General features: G+C 57.4%; 13 protein-coding genes and 2 rRNA genes. 4 read left to right on the top strand and 11 right to left on the bottom strand.

The window, feature by feature from the left end; translation table 11 throughout:
* Positions 1-210: 210 nt before the first annotated feature.
* On the top strand, positions 211-1,377 hold the full coding sequence (locus JHD62_RS00075; RefSeq protein WP_199101265.1) for a p-hydroxyphenylacetate 3-hydroxylase oxygenase component: 1,167 nt from the start codon (positions 211-213) through the stop codon (positions 1,375-1,377).
* A 35-nt stretch (positions 1,378-1,412) separates the two neighbouring features.
* Positions 1,413-2,351 carry a p-hydroxyphenylacetate 3-hydroxylase reductase component gene (locus JHD62_RS00070; protein ID WP_199101264.1) on the top strand — a complete coding sequence of 313 codons (939 nt, stop codon included), beginning with the start codon at positions 1,413-1,415 and terminating at the stop codon, positions 2,349-2,351.
* Positions 2,352-2,630: 279 nt separating this feature from the next.
* Here the strand turns inward: JHD62_RS00070 and JHD62_RS00065 are convergent, their stop codons facing one another.
* A complete protein-coding gene (locus JHD62_RS00065; RefSeq protein ID WP_233160477.1) occupies positions 2,631-3,452 on the bottom strand; it encodes a response regulator in 822 nt (273 codons plus the stop codon).
* Between the two features lie 338 nt (positions 3,453-3,790).
* Here JHD62_RS00065 and JHD62_RS00060 point away from each other — a divergent pair, with 338 nt between their 5' ends.
* Complete coding sequence (locus JHD62_RS00060; RefSeq protein WP_199101262.1) at positions 3,791-4,921, top strand: succinylglutamate desuccinylase/aspartoacylase family protein; 1,131 nt, start codon at positions 3,791-3,793, stop codon at positions 4,919-4,921.
* Here JHD62_RS00060 and JHD62_RS00055 read toward each other — a convergent pair.
* The 4 genes from JHD62_RS00055 to putA form a co-directional block, all read right to left on the bottom strand.
* On the bottom strand, positions 4,910-5,293 hold the full coding sequence (locus tag JHD62_RS00055; RefSeq protein WP_199101261.1) for a cysteine-rich CWC family protein: 384 nt from the start codon (positions 5,291-5,293) through the stop codon (positions 4,910-4,912). The two genes, JHD62_RS00060 and JHD62_RS00055, sit on opposite strands and share 12 nt — an antisense overlap.
* 290 nt (positions 5,294-5,583) lie before the next feature.
* Positions 5,584-6,327 (bottom strand): metallophosphoesterase, encoded by a 744-nt coding sequence (locus tag JHD62_RS00050; protein ID WP_199101260.1) that lies wholly within the window; start codon positions 6,325-6,327, stop codon positions 5,584-5,586.
* A 136-nt stretch (positions 6,328-6,463) separates the two neighbouring features.
* Positions 6,464-7,693 carry a branched-chain amino acid ABC transporter substrate-binding protein gene (locus JHD62_RS00045; protein WP_062789309.1) on the bottom strand — a complete coding sequence of 410 codons (1,230 nt, stop codon included), beginning with the start codon at positions 7,691-7,693 and terminating at the stop codon, positions 6,464-6,466.
* 207 nt (positions 7,694-7,900) lie between these two features.
* Positions 7,901-11,497 (bottom strand): trifunctional transcriptional regulator/proline dehydrogenase/L-glutamate gamma-semialdehyde dehydrogenase, encoded by a 3,597-nt coding sequence (gene putA, locus JHD62_RS00040; protein ID WP_199101259.1) that lies wholly within the window; start codon positions 11,495-11,497, stop codon positions 7,901-7,903.
* Between the two features lie 289 nt (positions 11,498-11,786).
* Between putA and JHD62_RS00035 the strand changes: the two genes are divergently transcribed.
* Entirely contained in the window at positions 11,787-12,140 is a 354-nt protein-coding gene (locus tag JHD62_RS00035; RefSeq protein WP_199101258.1) for a DsrE family protein, read from the top strand.
* A 68-nt stretch (positions 12,141-12,208) separates the two neighbouring features.
* On the opposite strand, the gene JHD62_RS00030 is transcribed toward JHD62_RS00035, so the two are convergent.
* From JHD62_RS00030 to JHD62_RS00005, 6 genes are all read right to left on the bottom strand, one after another.
* Positions 12,209-12,535 carry a BON domain-containing protein gene (locus JHD62_RS00030; RefSeq protein ID WP_153013316.1) on the bottom strand — a complete coding sequence of 109 codons (327 nt, stop codon included), beginning with the start codon at positions 12,533-12,535 and terminating at the stop codon, positions 12,209-12,211.
* Between the two features lie 241 nt (positions 12,536-12,776).
* Positions 12,777-14,123 carry a sigma 54-interacting transcriptional regulator gene (locus JHD62_RS00025; RefSeq protein WP_199101257.1) on the bottom strand — a complete coding sequence of 449 codons (1,347 nt, stop codon included), beginning with the start codon at positions 14,121-14,123 and terminating at the stop codon, positions 12,777-12,779.
* Positions 14,120-14,455 carry a hypothetical protein gene (locus tag JHD62_RS00020; RefSeq protein WP_199101256.1) on the bottom strand — a complete coding sequence of 112 codons (336 nt, stop codon included), beginning with the start codon at positions 14,453-14,455 and terminating at the stop codon, positions 14,120-14,122. Before JHD62_RS00020 ends, JHD62_RS00025 begins: the two co-directional genes overlap by 4 nt.
* Positions 14,456-14,644: 189 nt before the next feature.
* Complete coding sequence (locus JHD62_RS00015; RefSeq protein WP_199101255.1) at positions 14,645-16,096, bottom strand: HAMP domain-containing sensor histidine kinase; 1,452 nt, start codon at positions 16,094-16,096, stop codon at positions 14,645-14,647.
* Positions 16,097-16,210: 114 nt separating this feature from the next.
* Positions 16,211-16,325: ribosomal RNA gene (gene rrf / locus JHD62_RS00010) — 5S ribosomal RNA — on the bottom strand.
* Between the two features lie 145 nt (positions 16,326-16,470).
* Positions 16,471-18,152, bottom strand: a 23S ribosomal RNA gene (locus JHD62_RS00005); the annotation flags it as partial.

Below are 18,152 nucleotides of genomic sequence, written 5' to 3'. Positions count from 1 at the left end.
GCAAGGCCGAATGAATCCATGAAAAGTACAGTAATCAACCTGAAACTTGTATTTCACGGCTGCAATATGGCCTACATAATGCAGTCAGCACGTCGCGCTTTTACGCTCGTCGGACGATAACAACACCAAGTGCCAGCTGGCTGCCGTATTTCATTGCTCACGGCACGAATACTTAACTTGTTAATAAAATACATGCAACAGGAGACATTCATGAGTGAGAACACCCTGCTGACCCGGCTGCAGCAAATCCTGCCGGAAATCGCCGCCAACGCGGACAAGGCCGAAGCCATGCGCCAGGTGCCGGAACAAAACATCCGCCTGCTCAAAGGCATTGGCATGCATCGCGCCTTCCAGCCAAAGAAATACGGCGGGCTGGAAATCTCCCTGCCGGAATTTGCCGACTGCGTGGCCGCACTGGCCGGTGCCTGTGGCGGCACCGCCTGGGCATTCAGCCTGCTGTGCACCCACAGCCATCAGCTGGCCATGTTTTCGCAACAGCTGCAGGACGAAGTATGGGCCAACAACCCGGACGCCACCGCCAGCAGCAGCATTGCCCCGTTCAGCCAGATTGAAGAAGCGGAAGGTGGCGTTTACCTGAGCGGCGAAATGGGATGGAGCAGCGGTTGCGATCATGCCGAATGGGCCATTGTCGGCATGCGCCGCAAGAATGCCGAGGGCGAACTGGTCTACAGTTTTGGCGTGCTGCCACGTTGCGACTATGAAATCCGCGACAACTGGTTTGCCATGGGCATGAAAGGCAGCGGCTCCAAAACCCTGGTGATTCGCAATGCCTTCATCCCAAATCACCGTATCGAAGCGGCCAAGGACATGATGGAAGGACGCTCCAGCGGCTTTGGCCTGTATCCGGACAGCGATATTTTCACCACGCCGTACCGCCCCTATTTTGCCAGTGGCTTTGCCGCCATCAGCCTGGGCATTGCCGAACGGATGTTGCAGGCCTTCAAGGACAAAACTGCCAACCGCGTGCGGGCCTACACCGGTGCCAGCGTCGGCACTGCCACGCCTGCCCTGATGCGCCTGGCAGAGTCCACCCACCAGGTGGCTGCCGCCCGCGCCTTGCTGGAAAAGACCTGGCAGGATCATGCAGAACACGGCCGTCGCCGTGCCTACCCGGACCGTCTGACACTGGCCTACTGGCGTACCAATCAGGCTTATGCGGTCAAGATGTGCATCGAAGCGGTGGATCGCCTGTTCAGCGCAGCCGGTGCCACCAGCTGGTTGGAAGGCAACGAGCTGCAACGCCTGTTCCGTGACTCGCACATGACCGGTGCCCACGCTTATACCGACTACGATGTCTGCGCCCAGATCCTTGGCCGCGAACTGATGGGACTGGAACCCGACCCCAGTATGGTCTGACACCACCCCACAACAAGCAAAACAAGGAGATGAGGATGACAAGCAAACCACCGGCCAGTGTGGATGACCCACGCCTGTTCCGCCGCGCGCTGGGTAACTTTGCCACCGGCGTCACCGTGATGACGGCCTGCGATAGCGATGGACAAAAAGTGGGCGTCACCGCCAACAGTTTCAACTCGGTATCGCTGGACCCTCCGTTGATTCTGTGGAGCATAGACAAGCGCTCCGGCAGCTATCCGGTATTTGCCTCGGCCAGTCACTTTGCCGTCAATATCCTGGCAGCCGACCAGATCAGCCTGTCCAACCGCTTTGCCCGCCAGAGCGACGACCGCTTCGCAGGTGTACCGCACACGCAGGGAGCTGGTGGCGCGCCGCTGCTGGAGGACTGCGCCGCCCGCTTCGTGTGTGAACGCCATGCCATGCACGATGGTGGCGACCACTGGATCATGCTGGGCAAGGTGGTGGCACTGGACGACTTTGGCCGGGCACCCCTGCTCTACCACCAGGGCAGTTATGCCATGGCATTGCCGCATGGCCTGCAACAAAAGAAAGAAGAAAGCAGCCCGGCAGACCGGCAATGGCAAAAGCGGCTGGATGGTAATGTCTACTACCTGCTGACCCAGGCAGTACGGGCCTACCAGCAACATTACCAGCCACTGCAACTGGCCACCGGGCTGCGTACCAGCGAGGCACGCATGCTGCTGGTGATGGAACAGGGCCTGGATATGGCATCCATGCACGGCGAGGTCAACATGCCGGACAGGGAAGTGGAACAAGCCGCCCAGATGCTGATACGCAAGGAGCTGATCAGCCTGCAAGGACAGCATTATCAGCTGACCCAGCAAGGCAAGCTGCATGCCGAGGCCTTGCATGACCTGGCCGAGCAACAACAAGCCGCCATGCTGGCCAGTTTCACGCCGGATGAAATCGCCACCTTCCGCCGGATTCTGCAGGCCATCATCAGTCGGCGCTGAGCGTAATGCATCGCCATGAAAAAGAGCTGCCGGGAAACCGGCAGCTCAGGCTGCTGACAAAGTGATTTGGTGCGATTGCAATGGACCCGGCAAAGCCGGGCCTTTCGACCAAGTGACTGATTCCGCAGCCTTCTCATCTATTCCCTATCCCCCCGCCCTTGCCCGGCCAATTGAAGAAGGGGAGCCTCGCTTTCTTTCCAGAAAGCGAGAGGGGTTTGTCAAAGCTGAGCTGCCGGGAAACCGGCAGCTCTTTTGCTGTCATGCAGGCCTGTGATTGGCTCAGGACAAACTGCGCAATTGCCGGGCCAGCGTCTGCAAGCGCAAGTCCAGATCCGCCAGCAGTATTTCCAGCTGTTCGGCATTGCCGGTCTTGCAGATTTTCTCCTGCTGCTCGCAAGAGCGTACTACCTGCCGGGCATCAATCAGACGCGCCGCACCCTTGATCTTGTGCAGCATCTGCGCAAGGCCATTCCAGTCCCGCTCGGCAAAGCATGCCTTGGCGGCGGCAAAGTCCTGCTGGTTGCTTTCGAGCAGCTTGCTGACAAACTTCTCTATCAGATCCTGATTGCCATCAAACAAGGCAGACAGGCTGCTGGCTTCATACACCGGCAATCGTTGCATGCAGACATCCAGGCTGTAGCGCAGCAGCACGGTATGCAAAAACGGCAAGGTAACCGGTTTGGGCAGCAGGATATTGAAGCCTGCTTCCTGCGCACGTTGCTGATCCCGTTCGGAAGGGTCAGCCGATATGCCAATGGCCGGGCGCTGCTCACCTGCGGCCCGCAGCTGTTGCACCAGGTCAAACCCTCCCAGCTGCGGCATGCTCAAATCGGTCAGCAAGCAATCAAACTGCCCCTGCTGCCATTGTGCCAGCGCATCCAGTCCGTTACTGACCCCCACCACTTGGCAACCCAGTCGCAGCAACTGGCTGTTAAGCAGAAAAAGATTGGCCAGATTATCCTCTGCAACCAGTACCCTCGGTTGCAACCCTTCGGCCCACAGATCCGACTCGGGCGTGGCGGCCCCTCCGTTTGGTCCGTAAGCCCCGGATGCAGAATCCGCCGCGCGTGCTTGCAAGCAGTGGCCGATGCACCGCCGCATTGAAATCAAATGATGATATGACATGACACTGACACCTGTTTGTGATTATCCGCCGCATTCCAGCACGTTCAAAGGCTCCGACTGACGCTGACAGCGTACCGAGCATGAGCCTCTCTAAGCTTAGAAAGGGCAATGCAATCACTATCCGGGTTATTTCTTAACAAACAATAGGAAATTTCTGATCATGCATAGCCAAACATCCCAACACTGCCAAAGTCAGCATGGTAGCCCCGCACACACCGGAGGGCAGGCATTTAGACAGCGTACGCACAACGCGCTACATTGTTGTCTGAACCATCTTCAAGCCGGCATTTGATGGCGGCATCATCGGAGCCCTCATGATTCATCACCAACATCCATTGACATCCAGTTGCCTGGGAACGCAGCGCCAGCTCTCCAGCTTTCACTTCGGCCAGCCGGGCTCCAGCGCCGGGAAGGCTTATATCCAGGCGTCTTTGCATGCAGACGAGCTACCCGGCATGCTGACCGCGTGGGAACTGAAACAAGCACTGCAAGTACTGGAACAGGAAGGAAAAATTGCCGGTGAAATCATTCTGGTACCGCAAGCCAACCCGATTGGCCACGCCCAGTCGCTGCTGGGGTATCAGCTTGGTCGCTTCGAACTGGCCAGCGGACAAAACTTCAACCGCCACTACCCGCAGTTGACCCAGGCGGTATACGCCGCAGTCAAGCATCAGCTGGGCAAGGACGCCAAAGCCAATACCGCACTGATCCGCCAGGCCATGCGCCAACACCTGCAACAACTGGCTGAACCTACCGAGTTGGTCAGCCTGCGCAAGCAGCTGTTACTGCTGGCCGCCGATGCCGACATCGTGCTGGACCTGCACTGCGACAGCAATGCGGCCTTGCATGTCTACACCGGCACGCCCTTGTGGCCACAGTGCGAGCCACTGGCGCGCTACTTGCAATCCCATGCGCAATTGCTGGCTACCGAGTCGGGCGATTATCCGTTTGACGAAGCCTGCAGCCAGACCTGGTGGGAACTGGAAGCCCTGTGCCGCCAGGACGGCCTGGATGTGCCCATCGAAATGGCCTGTCTGTCGGTAACCGTGGAGTTGCGTGGACAACATCAGGTGGCACAGGCGCTGGCGCAGCAGGACGCACGCGCCATCCTGGATTTTCTCTGCCTGCGTGGCTTGATTGCGGGCGAAGCACCGGCATTGCCACCGCTGCCCTACCCGGCCACCCCGCTGTCCGGCTCGGAAAACCTGCAGGCACCCCATCCGGGGGTGGTCAATTTCCTGCTGGCTCCCGGCACACTGGTAGCAGCAGGCCAGGCCGTGGCCGAAATCATCGACCCGCTGCAGGACAAGGTGGCAGTTTTGAGTTCACGCTATGGCGGCATGCTGTACGCACAGGAACTGCACCCGTATGCCACGGCGGGCATGACGGTAGCCAAGGTGGCCACCGCACAGTCATTCAAGACCGGGAAACTGCTATCGGCCTGAGGAGTCGTCGGCCGCATCCCCTTGCTGGCCGGAAGGAGCCTGTGCAATGGCCTGTAACAAGCAGGCCGGGCACAGGCAATCGCTGCCATCCTGCGACATGGGCATGACATTGGGCAGCCTGGCACACCAGCAGTTTTCCTCACCATCAGCAATACCACAGAGGAAGGTGTCGCCACAGCGCTGGCACAGTTTGGCCTGGGCAAGCGGCGGCAAGGATAGCAAACGGTTCCATACCGCTTTCTTTTCATAGTCGCTGAAGCCTGGCCAACCAGCTATTTCCTTTAATGTTCGCCGGCAACTCTTGCAGCTTTCACCGGTGGCATCCAGTTGGCAACGCTGCTGACAGGGGGATGGAATGGGAGAGGTACTCATGCGGGCCGCCCGGACAGAACGCCAGTACGCCGCAGGAATGCAAAATCGGCAGGGCTGCGGTGCAGCCCGGAATGATGACGCAACAACATTGATGCAAACATAAAACAGCCTGTTACAAGGGAATGAGACTAACCCGGCACGCGGGACCAGTTACCCGAAAATCACACGACATAATAGCAGTTCAGAAAAATGCCATGAACATATAAGGCAATACATTGTTCAGGCTCAAACATCGCTTCGGTGCCGGCTGCAGCGCAAATAGGCCGGGTGCCAGCAAAACGACAGGCCGCTCAGTTTTCCAGCATGTCAGTGCCGTAGCCCTTGTCGGCCACGTTTACACTATATGTCTGCATGGTATCCAGCTGCAGCATGCTCAATTGGCGGCCGTATACACCGCCAGTGTCCAGATACCAGACATTGTCGATCTGCCTGACCTTGCGCTGTGGAGTATGCCCCACACACAGCATGTACACGCCGACAACCGGCTTGCGCACCATGCCCTTGGCCCGCAAACGGCACCAGGTGATCTGGCGCAGCAATTTGCCGCCCTCTTCTCCCCAAGGGGTGGGTAATGCCAGTTGCTGACGCAACAGGTTCCAGTCGTCCAGCGGGCAATCGGCGTGCAACAGGCCGATCAGGCCGTGCTCGCTTACCACTTCCATCGCCAGCGGCAGGCGCAAGAACGCAGTGCGGTAGGCTTGCTTGTCTTTTTCATCCAGGCAGATGAACCAGCCGCCACCATTATTCAGGTAGCGTTCGCAGGCATCGGTCTGTGCCAGATCGAATTCCAGTGCCATCTGTTCATGATTGCCCCTTACCGCATAAAACCAGGGCTTGGCCAGCCACTCCAGTACCTGGCGCGACTCCGGGCCGCGATCCACCAGGTCGCCAACGGAAAACAGCCGGTCGCGACTGCCATCAAACACCACTTGCTCCAGTAACTGACGCAATTCGGTGAAGCATCCATGCACATCACCCACTACAAAGTCACGCCCGGCCTGATTGGCGGGCATGCTGGCAAACAACTCACTCATACACAATCACATCAGTCTTGAGAGATACAGCTTTCATTATGCACATCTGCCCCCGTTCTGCGGGAAATTGTCTAGCAGCAGGAATGAAAAAACGGCGCAGTGTCTGCGCCGTTTCTGAGCCAAATCAGTAAGAAAATTACTGGGCTGCGGATGCTGCAGCAGGAGCAGCTGCGCCGCCACCGATGGTTTGCATCACTTTCCACTGACCGCCTTCCACCTTGTACACGGTAATGCCGCCGTCTTTCAGGTCGCCCTTGTCGTCGTAGGTCCAGTTGGAAGAAGTCACACCGGAGTACTTGATCTTGGCCAGTACCGGCAGGTAAGCCTTGGGATCGGTGGAGTTGGCATCCTTCATGGCCTGGATCAGCGCGCGGGTCGCGTCATAGCCGTACGGGGAGTAAGTGGCTACGTCGGTCTTGAAACGTGCCTTGTACTTGTCGGCATATTCCTTGCCCTTGGGCATTTGTTCCAGCGGCAGGCCAGCCAGTGAGGCGATGGAGCCTTCGGCTTCCTTGCCTGCCAGTTGCAGGAAGTTCGGGGTCTTGGTCATTTCGCCGGAGATCAGCGGAGCCTTCAGGCCCAGACGCTTCATCTGCTTGGCCATCGGGGCGGACTGGGCGTCAGCACCACCGTAGAAGATCACGTCCGGATTCACGCCCTTGATGGAGGTCAGAATGGCGGCGAAATCGGTTGCCTTGTCGTTGGTGAATTCGCGCTTGGCCACGTCGCCACCGGCAGCCTTGACGGCTTTTTCGAATTCGTCAGCCAGGCCTTGGCCGTAAGCGGTACGGTCGTCAACAATGACGATTTTCTTGGCCTTCAGGGTGTCCACCACGAACTTGCCCATCACGCTACCTTGCTGGGTATCGGAGGTCATGGAACGGAAGGTGTTCTTGAAGCCTTGTGCGGTGAAGACCGGGGAAGTCGCCATGGCAATCATCGGGATGCCGGCGTCAGAGTAGATCTTGGAGGCCGGGATGGCGCAACCGGAGTTGAAGTGACCGATGATGCCGGAAACCTTGTCGTCCACCAGCTTCTGGGCCAGTTGGGTAGCGGTTTTCGGGTCGGCCTGGTCATCCTGGGCATCCAGTTCGAAGGTCACCGGCTTGCCACCGATGGTCGGCTTCTCGGCGTTGGCATCTTCGATGGCCAGGGTCACGCCGTTTTTGTATTCTTCGCCATAGTGGGCTTGCGGGCCGGTCAGCGGAGCGGCAAAGCCGATTTTCACGGTGTCGCCACCAGCAGCGGCAGCAGCCGGAGCGGATGCGCCAGCCGGAGCGGCGGCGTCGTCTTTCTTGCCACATGCAGACAGTGCCAGAGCAGCTGCGACAGCGATGGTAACGGTAGTCAGCTTGGTGAATTGCATCTTGAATCCTCTATCTTTCGGTCTCTCCTGTCCGCTTGTGGCGGACAGATCTCATGCAGCGAGCTTGTTGTAAGTGAAAACGCTGGCGGCATTATTCCAATGCCGACAGCACATGACAAGTAGCGTGACAAAGATATCGTCACACAGCCCCGGTTTGTGACCATTCCCGCCAACAGCCGGGTTTGCCCGGGCCGGGGCTGACTGACATCAGTCGCCGATACTCATCAGGCTGGCGTTACCACCTGCTGCCGTGGTGTTGACGCTGACTGCGCGCTCCACCACCAGACGATGCAGGTTGTAGCCATCTTTGCCGGCCAGAATCAGCGGAATCAGCGCACCGTCACGTTGCGCCAGTTGCTGGCGCACGCGGGCTGCGTCTTCCCCTTCATACAGCACGGCATCCAGCGAGGCAGTCAGCACGTCTTGCGTCAGCTCGACATGGCTGCCCAGTGTGCTGGCCAACTGGCGATTGGCCGGCGAATCCGCCAGCACTGCCACGTTGCCGGTAGCCAGTACGGCCACCAGTTGTTCGGCCAGCGTTGCTCCACTGCTGGCCACGCACCCTACCTTGCCACGCGGGGCAAAGCAGAGCGTGTTCTTTTCGCCGGTCGGTCCCGGCAGGTTTACCTGATGGGTCAACGGCGAAGCACGACCTGCCGCATCAATGCGTGCATTCAGGCCACTCACGCCCATGCTGCCCGCCACGGCGGCCAGCTTGGACAGACCGGACAGATTGGCGGCCACCGGCTGCAAGGCCAGTTTGGGCGCCCAGGCTGCGCGGGTCAGACGGTACAGGTAGAACGGGCCACCCGCTTTGGGGCCGGTACCGGACTTGCCTTCGCCACCGAAGGGCTGCACACCCACTACAGCACCCACGATATTGCGGTTGACGTAGACATTGCCCACTTTGATCTTGTCGACAATGTTGTTGATGGTTTCGTCGATTCGGCTGTGAATGCCGTGAGTCAGGCCGTAACCGGTGCTGTTGATTTCTGCCACCACCTTGTCCAGCTGGCTGGCTTCAAAGCGCAGTACATGCAGTACCGGGCCGAATACTTCGCGGGTGAGATCGGACAGGTTGTCGATTTCAAACAACGTCGGCGGTACAAAGGTGCCGTGCTGGCATTGTTCCGTCAGCGGGGTCTGGTAGAACCAGCGCGCACGCTGCTTCATCTTGTCGATATGTGCCAGCAGGCCGGCCTGGGCTTCTGCATCGATCACCGGGCCGACATCGGTACTCAGCTTGGCCGGGTTGCCCACGGTCAGTTCGGCCATGGCGCCCTTGATCATGGCGATGACCTTGTCGGCGATATCGCTTTGCAGATACAGCACGCGCAAGGCAGAGCAACGCTGACCGGCCGAATCAAAGGCCGAGCTCAGGACATCGGTCACCACCTGCTCCGGCAGGGCCGAGCTGTCCACGATCATGGCGTTCTGGCCGCCGGTTTCGGCTACCAGCACCACGTCCTCGCCACGCTTGGCCAGGGTGCGGTTGATGATTTGTGCCACTTCGGTGGAACCGGTGAAAATGACGCCCTGGATGCGCGGATCGCTGGTCAGTGCAGCACCGACGATTTCGCCACGGCCCGGCAGCAGTTGCAGCACATCACGCGGCACGCCGGCTTCGTGCAGCAGACGCACGGCATAGGCGGCAATCAGGTTGGTCTGCTCGGCCGGTTTGGCCAGCACCGGGTTACCGGCGGCCAGCGAGGCGGTCACTTCACCAATGAAGATGGCCAGCGGGAAGTTCCACGGGCTGATGCACACCACCGGGCCCAGCGGCTGGTGGGTGGCATTGTCGAAATTGGCAACGATCTGCGCGGCATAGTAACGGCAGAAGTCCACCGCTTCACGCACTTCGGCAATGGCATTGCTCAGGGTCTTGCCCGCTTCACGCACTGCCAGGCCCATCAGTGCCGGCATGTGGTCTTCCATCAGGTCGGCCATACGGTTCAGGCAGCCCGCACGATCCACCACCGGGGTATTGGCCCAGCGTGCGGCGGCAGCTTCGGCCAGTTGCAAGGCGCGTTCCACATGTTCCTGCGTGGCTTCAATCACTTCACCGACGATGTCGGCATGGTCGGCCGGGTTACGTACCGGCAGCTTGTCACCTTCGCTGATATCGGCATCGCCTAGCAAGGGGCTGGCCAGCCACTGCTGCTGTTCCGAACCTTGCAGGCCGATTTGCAGGGCGGCAAGCACATGCTCGCTGGACAGGTCCAGTCCCTTGGAATTCTGACGCTCGCTGCCATACAGGGAAACCGGCAGGGCAATCTTGTGATGCGGCTGACCGGCATGGCTGGCGGCTTCCGCTACCTGGTCGGTCACCAGTTCGTCGATGGATACGTTCTCGTCCACAATGCGATTGACGAAAGAGCTGTTGGCACCGTTTTCCAGCAGGCGGCGTACCAGATAAGCCAGCAGGGTTTCGTGCGAACCCACCGGCGCGTAAATACGGCAGGCCTTGCCCAGATTGTCCTTGCCCACCACCTGGTCGTACAGGGTTTCACCCATGCCGTGCAGGCACTGGAATTCGTAATCCAGGCCCTGACCCAGTTGATAAATGGCAGACAGGCTGTAGGCATTGTGGGTGGCAAACTGCGGGTAGATGGCATCCTGTGCGGCCAGCAGGCGCTTGGCACAGGCCAGGTAGGAAATGTCGGTATACACCTTGCGGGTATACACCGGGTAGCCCGGCAGGCCATCCACCTGGGCGCGCTTGATTTCGGCATCCCAATAGGCACCCTTCACCAGGCGCACCATGAAGCGGTGACCGGAACGGCGTGCCAGATCCACCAGATAATCAATAATGAAGGGGCAGCGCTTCTGATAAGCCTGCACCACCAGACCAATACCATTCCAGCCTGCCAGGTCCTTGTCGAAAGCCAGCTGTTCCAGCAGGTCCAGCGACAGCTCCATGCGGTCGGCTTCTTCGGCATCGATATTCAGGCCGATATTGTATTGCTTGGCCAGAACCAGCAGTTCCTTGAGGCGGGCATACAGCTCGGTCATCACACGTTCACGCTTGGCGCGACTGTAACGCGGGTGAATGGCGGACAGTTTTACCGAGATGCCCGGACCATCGTAAATGCCACGGCCGGCAGACTCTTTGCCGATGGCGTGGATTGCCATCACATAGTCTTTCATGTAGCGCTGGGCATCGTCCTCGGTCATGGCGGCTTCACCCAGCATGTCGTAGGAGAAACGATAGCCACGTGCTTCGCGCTCACGGCCATTTTCCAGCGCCTGTTCGATGGTTTCACCAGTGACGAACTGCTTGCCCAGCATGCGCATGGACATGTCCACGCCTTTGCGGATCAGCGGCTCGCCGCCCTTGGCGATCAGACGGGTCATGGCAGCAGACAGGCCTTGCTCGCTGTGCGAGGAAACCAGCTTGCCAGTCACCACCAGGCCCCAGGCTGCGGCATTGACGAACAAGGAAGAGCTGTTTCCCAGGTGGGCTTTCCAGTCGCCACGGGAAATCTTGTCGCGGATCAGCTTGTCGGCAGTTTCCTTGTCCGGAATACGCAGCAAGGCTTCAGCCAGACACATCAGGGCAATGCCTTCCGCGCTATCCAGCGAAAACTCATGCATCAGGGCATCCACCCCGCTGGAGCGCGTACGCTCATGCCGCACCTGGCTGACCAGGCGACGCGCCAGGTCCTGGGTAGCGGTTACCTGTGCCGGCTGCAAAGCCGCTTGCGGCAACAAGGCCTGTACACATTCCTGTTCATCGCGACGGTATGCGGATGTAATGGCATCGCGCAAGGCGCTCTGGTTTAGGGCAAACACCTCGAATTGCATGGAAAACTCCCGATTTTGTTCGCAGCCCGGTTTATACCGGTTAAGATTTGCCTATTGTATACAATTGCATTTTTCTTTGTTCGACAATATAAAATATTCTTGGCGCCAGACACTACGTGGACGACAACAGATCAAGGCAAATCAAGCTACTTGTCCTATTATTTGCTGCATCAACCCTATCCTTTGCTGTTGCATTACCACAACGTTACCGCTTGCGAGCCAGACCACCGCCGATACCCGGCCTTCGCAGGTGGGCCAATCCACTTTGTAGTCAATGACAGGACTTGCCGTGCAGAATATTTTGCTCATTGTGAATGCCAGCCCCTATGGCAACGAGCGTTGTCTGAGTGCATTACGTTTGACACTGGCCCTTGCTAGCCATGGGCAACCCAGTCGCATCAAGCTGTTTCTGCTGTCCGATGCTGTCATCACCGCGCAAAACGGTCAGGGCAACTCCAGCGGGCCAAGCCTGGCAGATATGCTGACCGAGGCCATGGCGCATGGTGTAGCCGTCTATGTTTGTCGCACTTGCGCGGAAGCACGCGGGCTGGATCAGACCCGCCTGCTACCAGGCGTGAAGATAGGCAGCATGCCGGAACTGGCCGACTGGACGTTGGAAGCCGACAAAGTCGTCAGTTTCTGAATAAAAAAAGGCCTGCCTCTCGGGGGGGAAGGCAGGCCAAAGGGCAGTTCACATCAAGCAGCAAGAAATCAAATGGGGCGTATCAACATTTCCGAACGAACCTCGCGCACCCCCGGCACATTGGCGGCAACCTCAAGCAAGTGCCGTACGGTATCGCGACTGGGGCTGGAGCCTTTCAGCCACACCATTCCGGCCTTGACCGAAGGATGCACGACCGAACCCGAGCCATCGGCTAGCGGCTTCAGTACTTCATTCAGCTCCCAGGCTATTTTCTCGTCATCAGATACATGAGAAACAGCAACATGTTCGGCAATCGGGTCCATCGGCAGGCTGTCAGTTGCCATCACTGCCTGCAGCGGAAGCAATAATAAAAATATCCATGCGGAACGTTTCATTTTCATCGCACACCTCGGTACAAGAGCACTCCAGCTGCTATTGCAAAAGCCATGCCAACCTTAGATAAGCATTTAAATTCAATGACTTAGTAAAAATACGCCACTTACACCGCTGCCTATTTGTCTCAAACTGTCGCCTATCAGCGACAAGGCGAGATGGCAACAATGCTCAAGTCATTGATTTACATGAAAAAACCCCTGTCGCCAAATGGCGACAGGGGTTTTCGATCCTGATACCGGTTTAAAAGTCCTTGAACGCTGCAGCCACCAGATCATGCTTTTGCAACAAGCGGTAGAACTCGGTTCTGTTACGGTCAGCAATACGCGCAGCCACACTGGCATTGCCTGCAGTCACCCGCAGAAGCTTCTCCAGATATTCCCGCTCGAACTGGCGCCGTGCCTCTGCCAGTGTAGGAATACTGGCCATCCCGTCTGATACGGCTTTTTGCACCAGGCTTAACGGAATCAGGCCTGCGGTACTCAACACGCAGCACTGCTCGACGGCATTGGCCAGTTGGCGGATGTTGCCAGACCAGCGCAGAGTGCACAGATATTCCATGGCGTCGGGAGCGAATCCGGCTACCTCCTTGCCATAACGTTCGCACACCTGACTCAGGAAATGCTGCGCCAACAGCGGAATATCCTCCCGCCGTTCACTCAGGGCAGGCAGTTGCAGGGTAAGGACATTCAGACGGTAAAACAGGTCTTCACGAAACAGGCCATCACTGATCAGCAATTCCAGATCGCGGTGCGTCGCCGAGATCAGCCTGACATCAACGGCGATTGGCTTGCTGGCGCCCAGGGGGCGCACTTCGCGCTCCTGCAGCACGCGTAATAGCTTGACCTGCAGGGCAAGCGGCATATCCCCGATTTCATCCAGAAACAAGGTGCCGCCATCGGCCTGGGCAATCAGCCCCTGGTGGCGCGCTGCCGCCCCGGTAAAAGCGCCTTTCTCATGTCCGAACAACTCGCTCTCCAGCAAGTTATCCGGAATGGCCGCGCAATTGACTGCAATAAACGGCTTGTCTGCCCGTGGACTGGCGCGATGCAATGCTCGGGCCAGCACTTCCTTGCCGGTACCACTTTCTCCGCGAATCAATACGCTGGCATCCGTGACAGCAACCAGACGTGCCTCGGCCAACAGCTCATCCATCAAAGGACTGCAACTGACGACCTCTGCGCGCCAGGCATCCTGCTCATCATGCGACAAGGCAGGCGCAGACAACTGCAACGCTTGTGACACCTTGCTCAGCAGGGCGGCACTGTCAAACGGCTTCACCAGATAACCGAACACACCGCGACTGACCGCCTCCACTGCATCAGGCACTGTGCCATGAGCTGTCAGGATAATCACCGGCAAGGACGGGTAACTCCGTTTTACCTGTTCGAACAAGGCCATGCCATCCATTCCCGGCAAGCGCCAATCAGTCAGTAACACATCCGCTCTGCGCACAGCCAAGGCGCTCAGGGCAGCCTCGGCCGAAGCTGCCTTGTCCACCAGATAACCTGCTGCCTCCAGACGCAAACCAAGCAGATGCAGCAAGTCCGCATCATCATCCACCAACAGAACACGCCCGGCATGCATCATGGTTGTATCTTCTTTTTGCTGGCCTTGTTGACCATGGATTGTTCAATCAGACGCAAGGCTTCCAGCTTGGCCGCCAGCTCATCGGCACGATGTTGCTGCTCGGCTAGCTGGGCATTGCTTCTTTGCATGGCATCCTCATGCCGCTTGCGCTCATTGAGCAGACTGCCCAGCAAGGTGGACAAGCCCGACAAGCCTTCTGCCGGCTCTTGCCGCAACTGCTCATTCGCCTTGTCCAGCTGGCTGCGCAATGGCTCAATCCTGGACTCACCATTCAGCCATTGCTGTGCTACATAGCGCAGGCGCTCACCGGCACAAGCTTCTTTCCCGGGCAAGGCACTATCACGACTACGCCGCAGGCTGCTCAGGACAGTCTCGGCGTCCTGACAGTTGCGTGACTGACTCTTCCAAGCAGCTATTCCACCTGCATCGCGTGAGGAATGCTCTGACCAACCAGCACATGCCGACAACTGGCTCAACAACAACAAGGCAAAAATATTGTTACGCATCATGCGAATGCTCATTCAGGAAGTACATGGCCACCAGACACGGAAATGCGCACCTTTAGCAGCAGGCAAGGATTCAACATCGCCCCCCATCAGCTGGGCAAAGGTTTTCACCATGGTCAGCCCGATACCACTACCCGGCGTTTCACCGGCTGGAGCAGGCCCACTATAGAAGGGCTGGAAAACCAGTGTGTGATTTTCAGGCGCAATTCCTGGCCCCTGATCAATGACCGCTACCCATGTACGATCAGCCTCCCTGCCAGTTGCAACGGAAATAACACCGCCAACAGGAGAAAACCGAATAGCGTTAGAAAGAAGATTATCAATAATGGTTCGGAATTTTTCACTATCGACCGGCACCTGCAAACTATCATGCGACAGTTCCAGCGTGATGCGCTTTTGCTGCAACAAGGGATGCATGCTTGCCGCCGCATCCTCAATCAAGGCATGCAATTCATGCACACGCATATCCAGAGGCTGTGCCAACCAGTTGGCTGCATCATGCCGCAACAAGGCATCTACCCGCTGACGTAACAAACGGGTATTGGACAAGGTGATCGCCACGATTTCCTGTTGCGAGGGCAGCAAGGGGCCGGGAATCTGGTCTTGCAGCAGTGACGATGCCTCCTGAATGGCCGCCAACGGGGTTTTCAGCTCATGCGAGACATGACGGAAAAAATCTGCCTTATCCTCTTCCAGCCGGGCAAGCCGATGATCCAGCTCACCCAGGGCAGAAGCCAGCTGCACGATGTCGGCCGGAGCCGACATCAACCAGCTCTGACCACGCACTCCCTGAGAAAGGGCGGCAATTTTACCGCGCAAATGCTGCAGGGGCCTGACCAGCAGCCAAGCCAGTAGTAATCCGGAAAACACGGCAAGGCATAATGACAGGATGGCCACCCGGTCAGCCTGTTGACGTTTTTCCCGCAAATTACTGTCCCACTGCTTTCGCTGAACATCACCCAGTTGTCTGATACGCGACTCCAGCATCTGACCCAAACCGGACAGCGACTCATACTGTGCGGACCACGCTGAAACAGGATGTTCACCACCGTCCAGCAAGGCCTGAGATTGCTTGCCCCACTGCAACAGAGCGCGTCCCAGTCGGCGCAATCCCGCATCATCCTGCTGATCCAGCCTGGCCGCCAACTGCATCAGTGCGCTCAAGGCCTCTTTGCCAACCTGGGAATAACTTTCCTCACGCAATACATTCCACTGGCGTGTCGAGCGCTCGAACAGCTCACCCTGACTGGAAAATATGCGTATGGATTCGGAAAGTAATAAGGCCTGACGCTGATTCTGGTCCACTTGCTCCGCCAACTGCTGCAGATGCCACCAGGTTTGCACCAGTGCCAACGAGGGAATCAGCGTCACCACGAACAAGCTAGCAACCAACAGCGACTTGAAAGACAGATGGCGCAATAGCATGAACACTCCAGACACGAAGATGAAGCCATTGTCCAACAGCACGGCTTGTCTTCACAAATCAAAGCAGCAGTCGCTGACAGATTGAGGATAATCGGGCGCATGCCGGTGCCCAAAAGCACAAAGCCCAGCTCGGTTGAGCTGGGCTTCGAATGGGGAGTCTGGCGGTGTCCTACTTTCACATGGCGAATGCCACACTATCATCGGCGCTAAGGCGTTTCACGGTCCTGTTCGGGATGGGAAGGCGTGGGACCACCTCGCTATGGCCACCAGACATAAACTGTCAACAAACTTGAAGAAGCTTTGTCATCCAGACACCGTCTGGATCACTGAATTAATTAGGTATCTTTCTTGGATCTTTGATCGCGTCGCACATTCACTATCCATCCGGACCCGGTTTCCCAAGCCACTCAAATGATAGGATCAAGCCTCACGAGCAATTAGTATCGGTTAGCTTAACGCCTCACAGCGCTTCCACACCCGACCTATCAACGTCCTGGTCTCGAACGACTCTTCAGGAGGGTCAAGCCCTCAGGGAAGTCTCATCTTCAGGCGAGTTTCGCGCTTAGATGCTTTCAGCGCTTATCTCTTCCGAACTTAGCTACCCGGCAATGCCACTGGCGTGACAACCGGTACACCAGAGGTTCGTCCACTCCGGTCCTCTCGTACTAGGAGCAGCCCCCGTCAAACTTCCAACGCCCACTGCAGATAGGGACCAAACTGTCTCACGACGTTTTGAACCCAGCTCACGTACCACTTTAAATGGCGAACAGCCATACCCTTGGGACCGGCTACAGCCCCAGGATGTGATGAGCCGACATCGAGGTGCCAAACACCGCCGTCGATGTGAACTCTTGGGCGGTATCAGCCTGTTATCCCCGGAGTACCTTTTATCCGTTGAGCGATGGCCCTTCCATTCAGAACCACCGGATCACTATGTCCTGCTTTCGCACCTGCTCGACTTGTCGGTCTCGCAGTTAAGCTACCTTTTGCCATTGCACTATCAGCACGATTTCCGACCGTACCTAGGTAACCTTCGAACTCCTCCGTTACACTTTGGGAGGAGACCGCCCCAGTCAAACTGCCTACCATGCACTGTCCCCGATCCGGATAACGGACCAAGGTTAGAACCTCAAAGGGGTCAGGGTGGTATTTCAAGGTCGGCTCCACCAGAACTAGCGTCCTGGCTTCAAAGCCTCCCACCTATCCTACACAAACCACTTCAAAGTCCAATGCAAAGCTACAGTAAAGGTTCACGGGGTCTTTCCGTCTAGCAGCGGGGAGATTGCATCTTCACAAACACTTCAACTTCGCTGAGTCTCAGGAGGAGACAGTGTGGCCATCGTTACGCCATTCGTGCGGGTCGGAACTTACCCGACAAGGAATTTCGCTACCTTAGGACCGTTATAGTTACGGCCGCCGTTTACTGGGGCTTCGATCAAGAGCTTGCACCCCATCACTTAACCTTCCAGCACCGGGCAGGCGTCACACCGTATACGTCCACTTTCGTGTTGGCACAGTGCTGTGTTTTTGATAAACAGTCGCAGCCACCGATTCTCTGCGACCTGTCGTAGCTCCCACCGCAGGGTGTTCACCACAACAGGCATACCTTCTCCCGAAGTTACGGTATCAATTTGCCGAGTTCCTTCTCCTGAGTTCTCTCAAGCGCCTTAGAATTCTCATCCTGCCCACCTGTGTCGGTTTGCGGTACGGTTCTTGTGTAGCTGAAGCTTAGTGGCTTTTCCTGGAAGCGTGGTATCAGTCACTTCAGGTCCGTAGACCCTCGTTATCACTTCTCGGCGTTAAAGAAGGGCGGATTTGCCTACCCTTCACGCCTACCGGCTTGAACGACCTATTCCAACAGGCCGCTGACCTAACCTTCTCCGTCCCCACATCGCACTACACAAAAGTACGGGAATTTTAACCCGTTTCCCATCGACTACGCTTTTCAGCCTCGCCTTAGGGGCCGACTCACCCTACGCCGATGAACGTTGCGTAGGAAACCTTGGGCTTTCGGCGAGCGGGCTTTTCACCCGCTTTATCGCTACTCATGTCAGCATTCGCACTTCTGATATCTCCAGCATCCCTTACGAGACACCTT

It is taken from the genome of Aquitalea sp. ASV11, from assembly GCF_016429185.1.
Taxonomy (GTDB): domain Bacteria; phylum Pseudomonadota; class Gammaproteobacteria; order Burkholderiales; family Chromobacteriaceae; genus Aquitalea; species Aquitalea pelogenes.
This window is presented reverse-complemented; position numbering and strand designations above follow the sequence as displayed.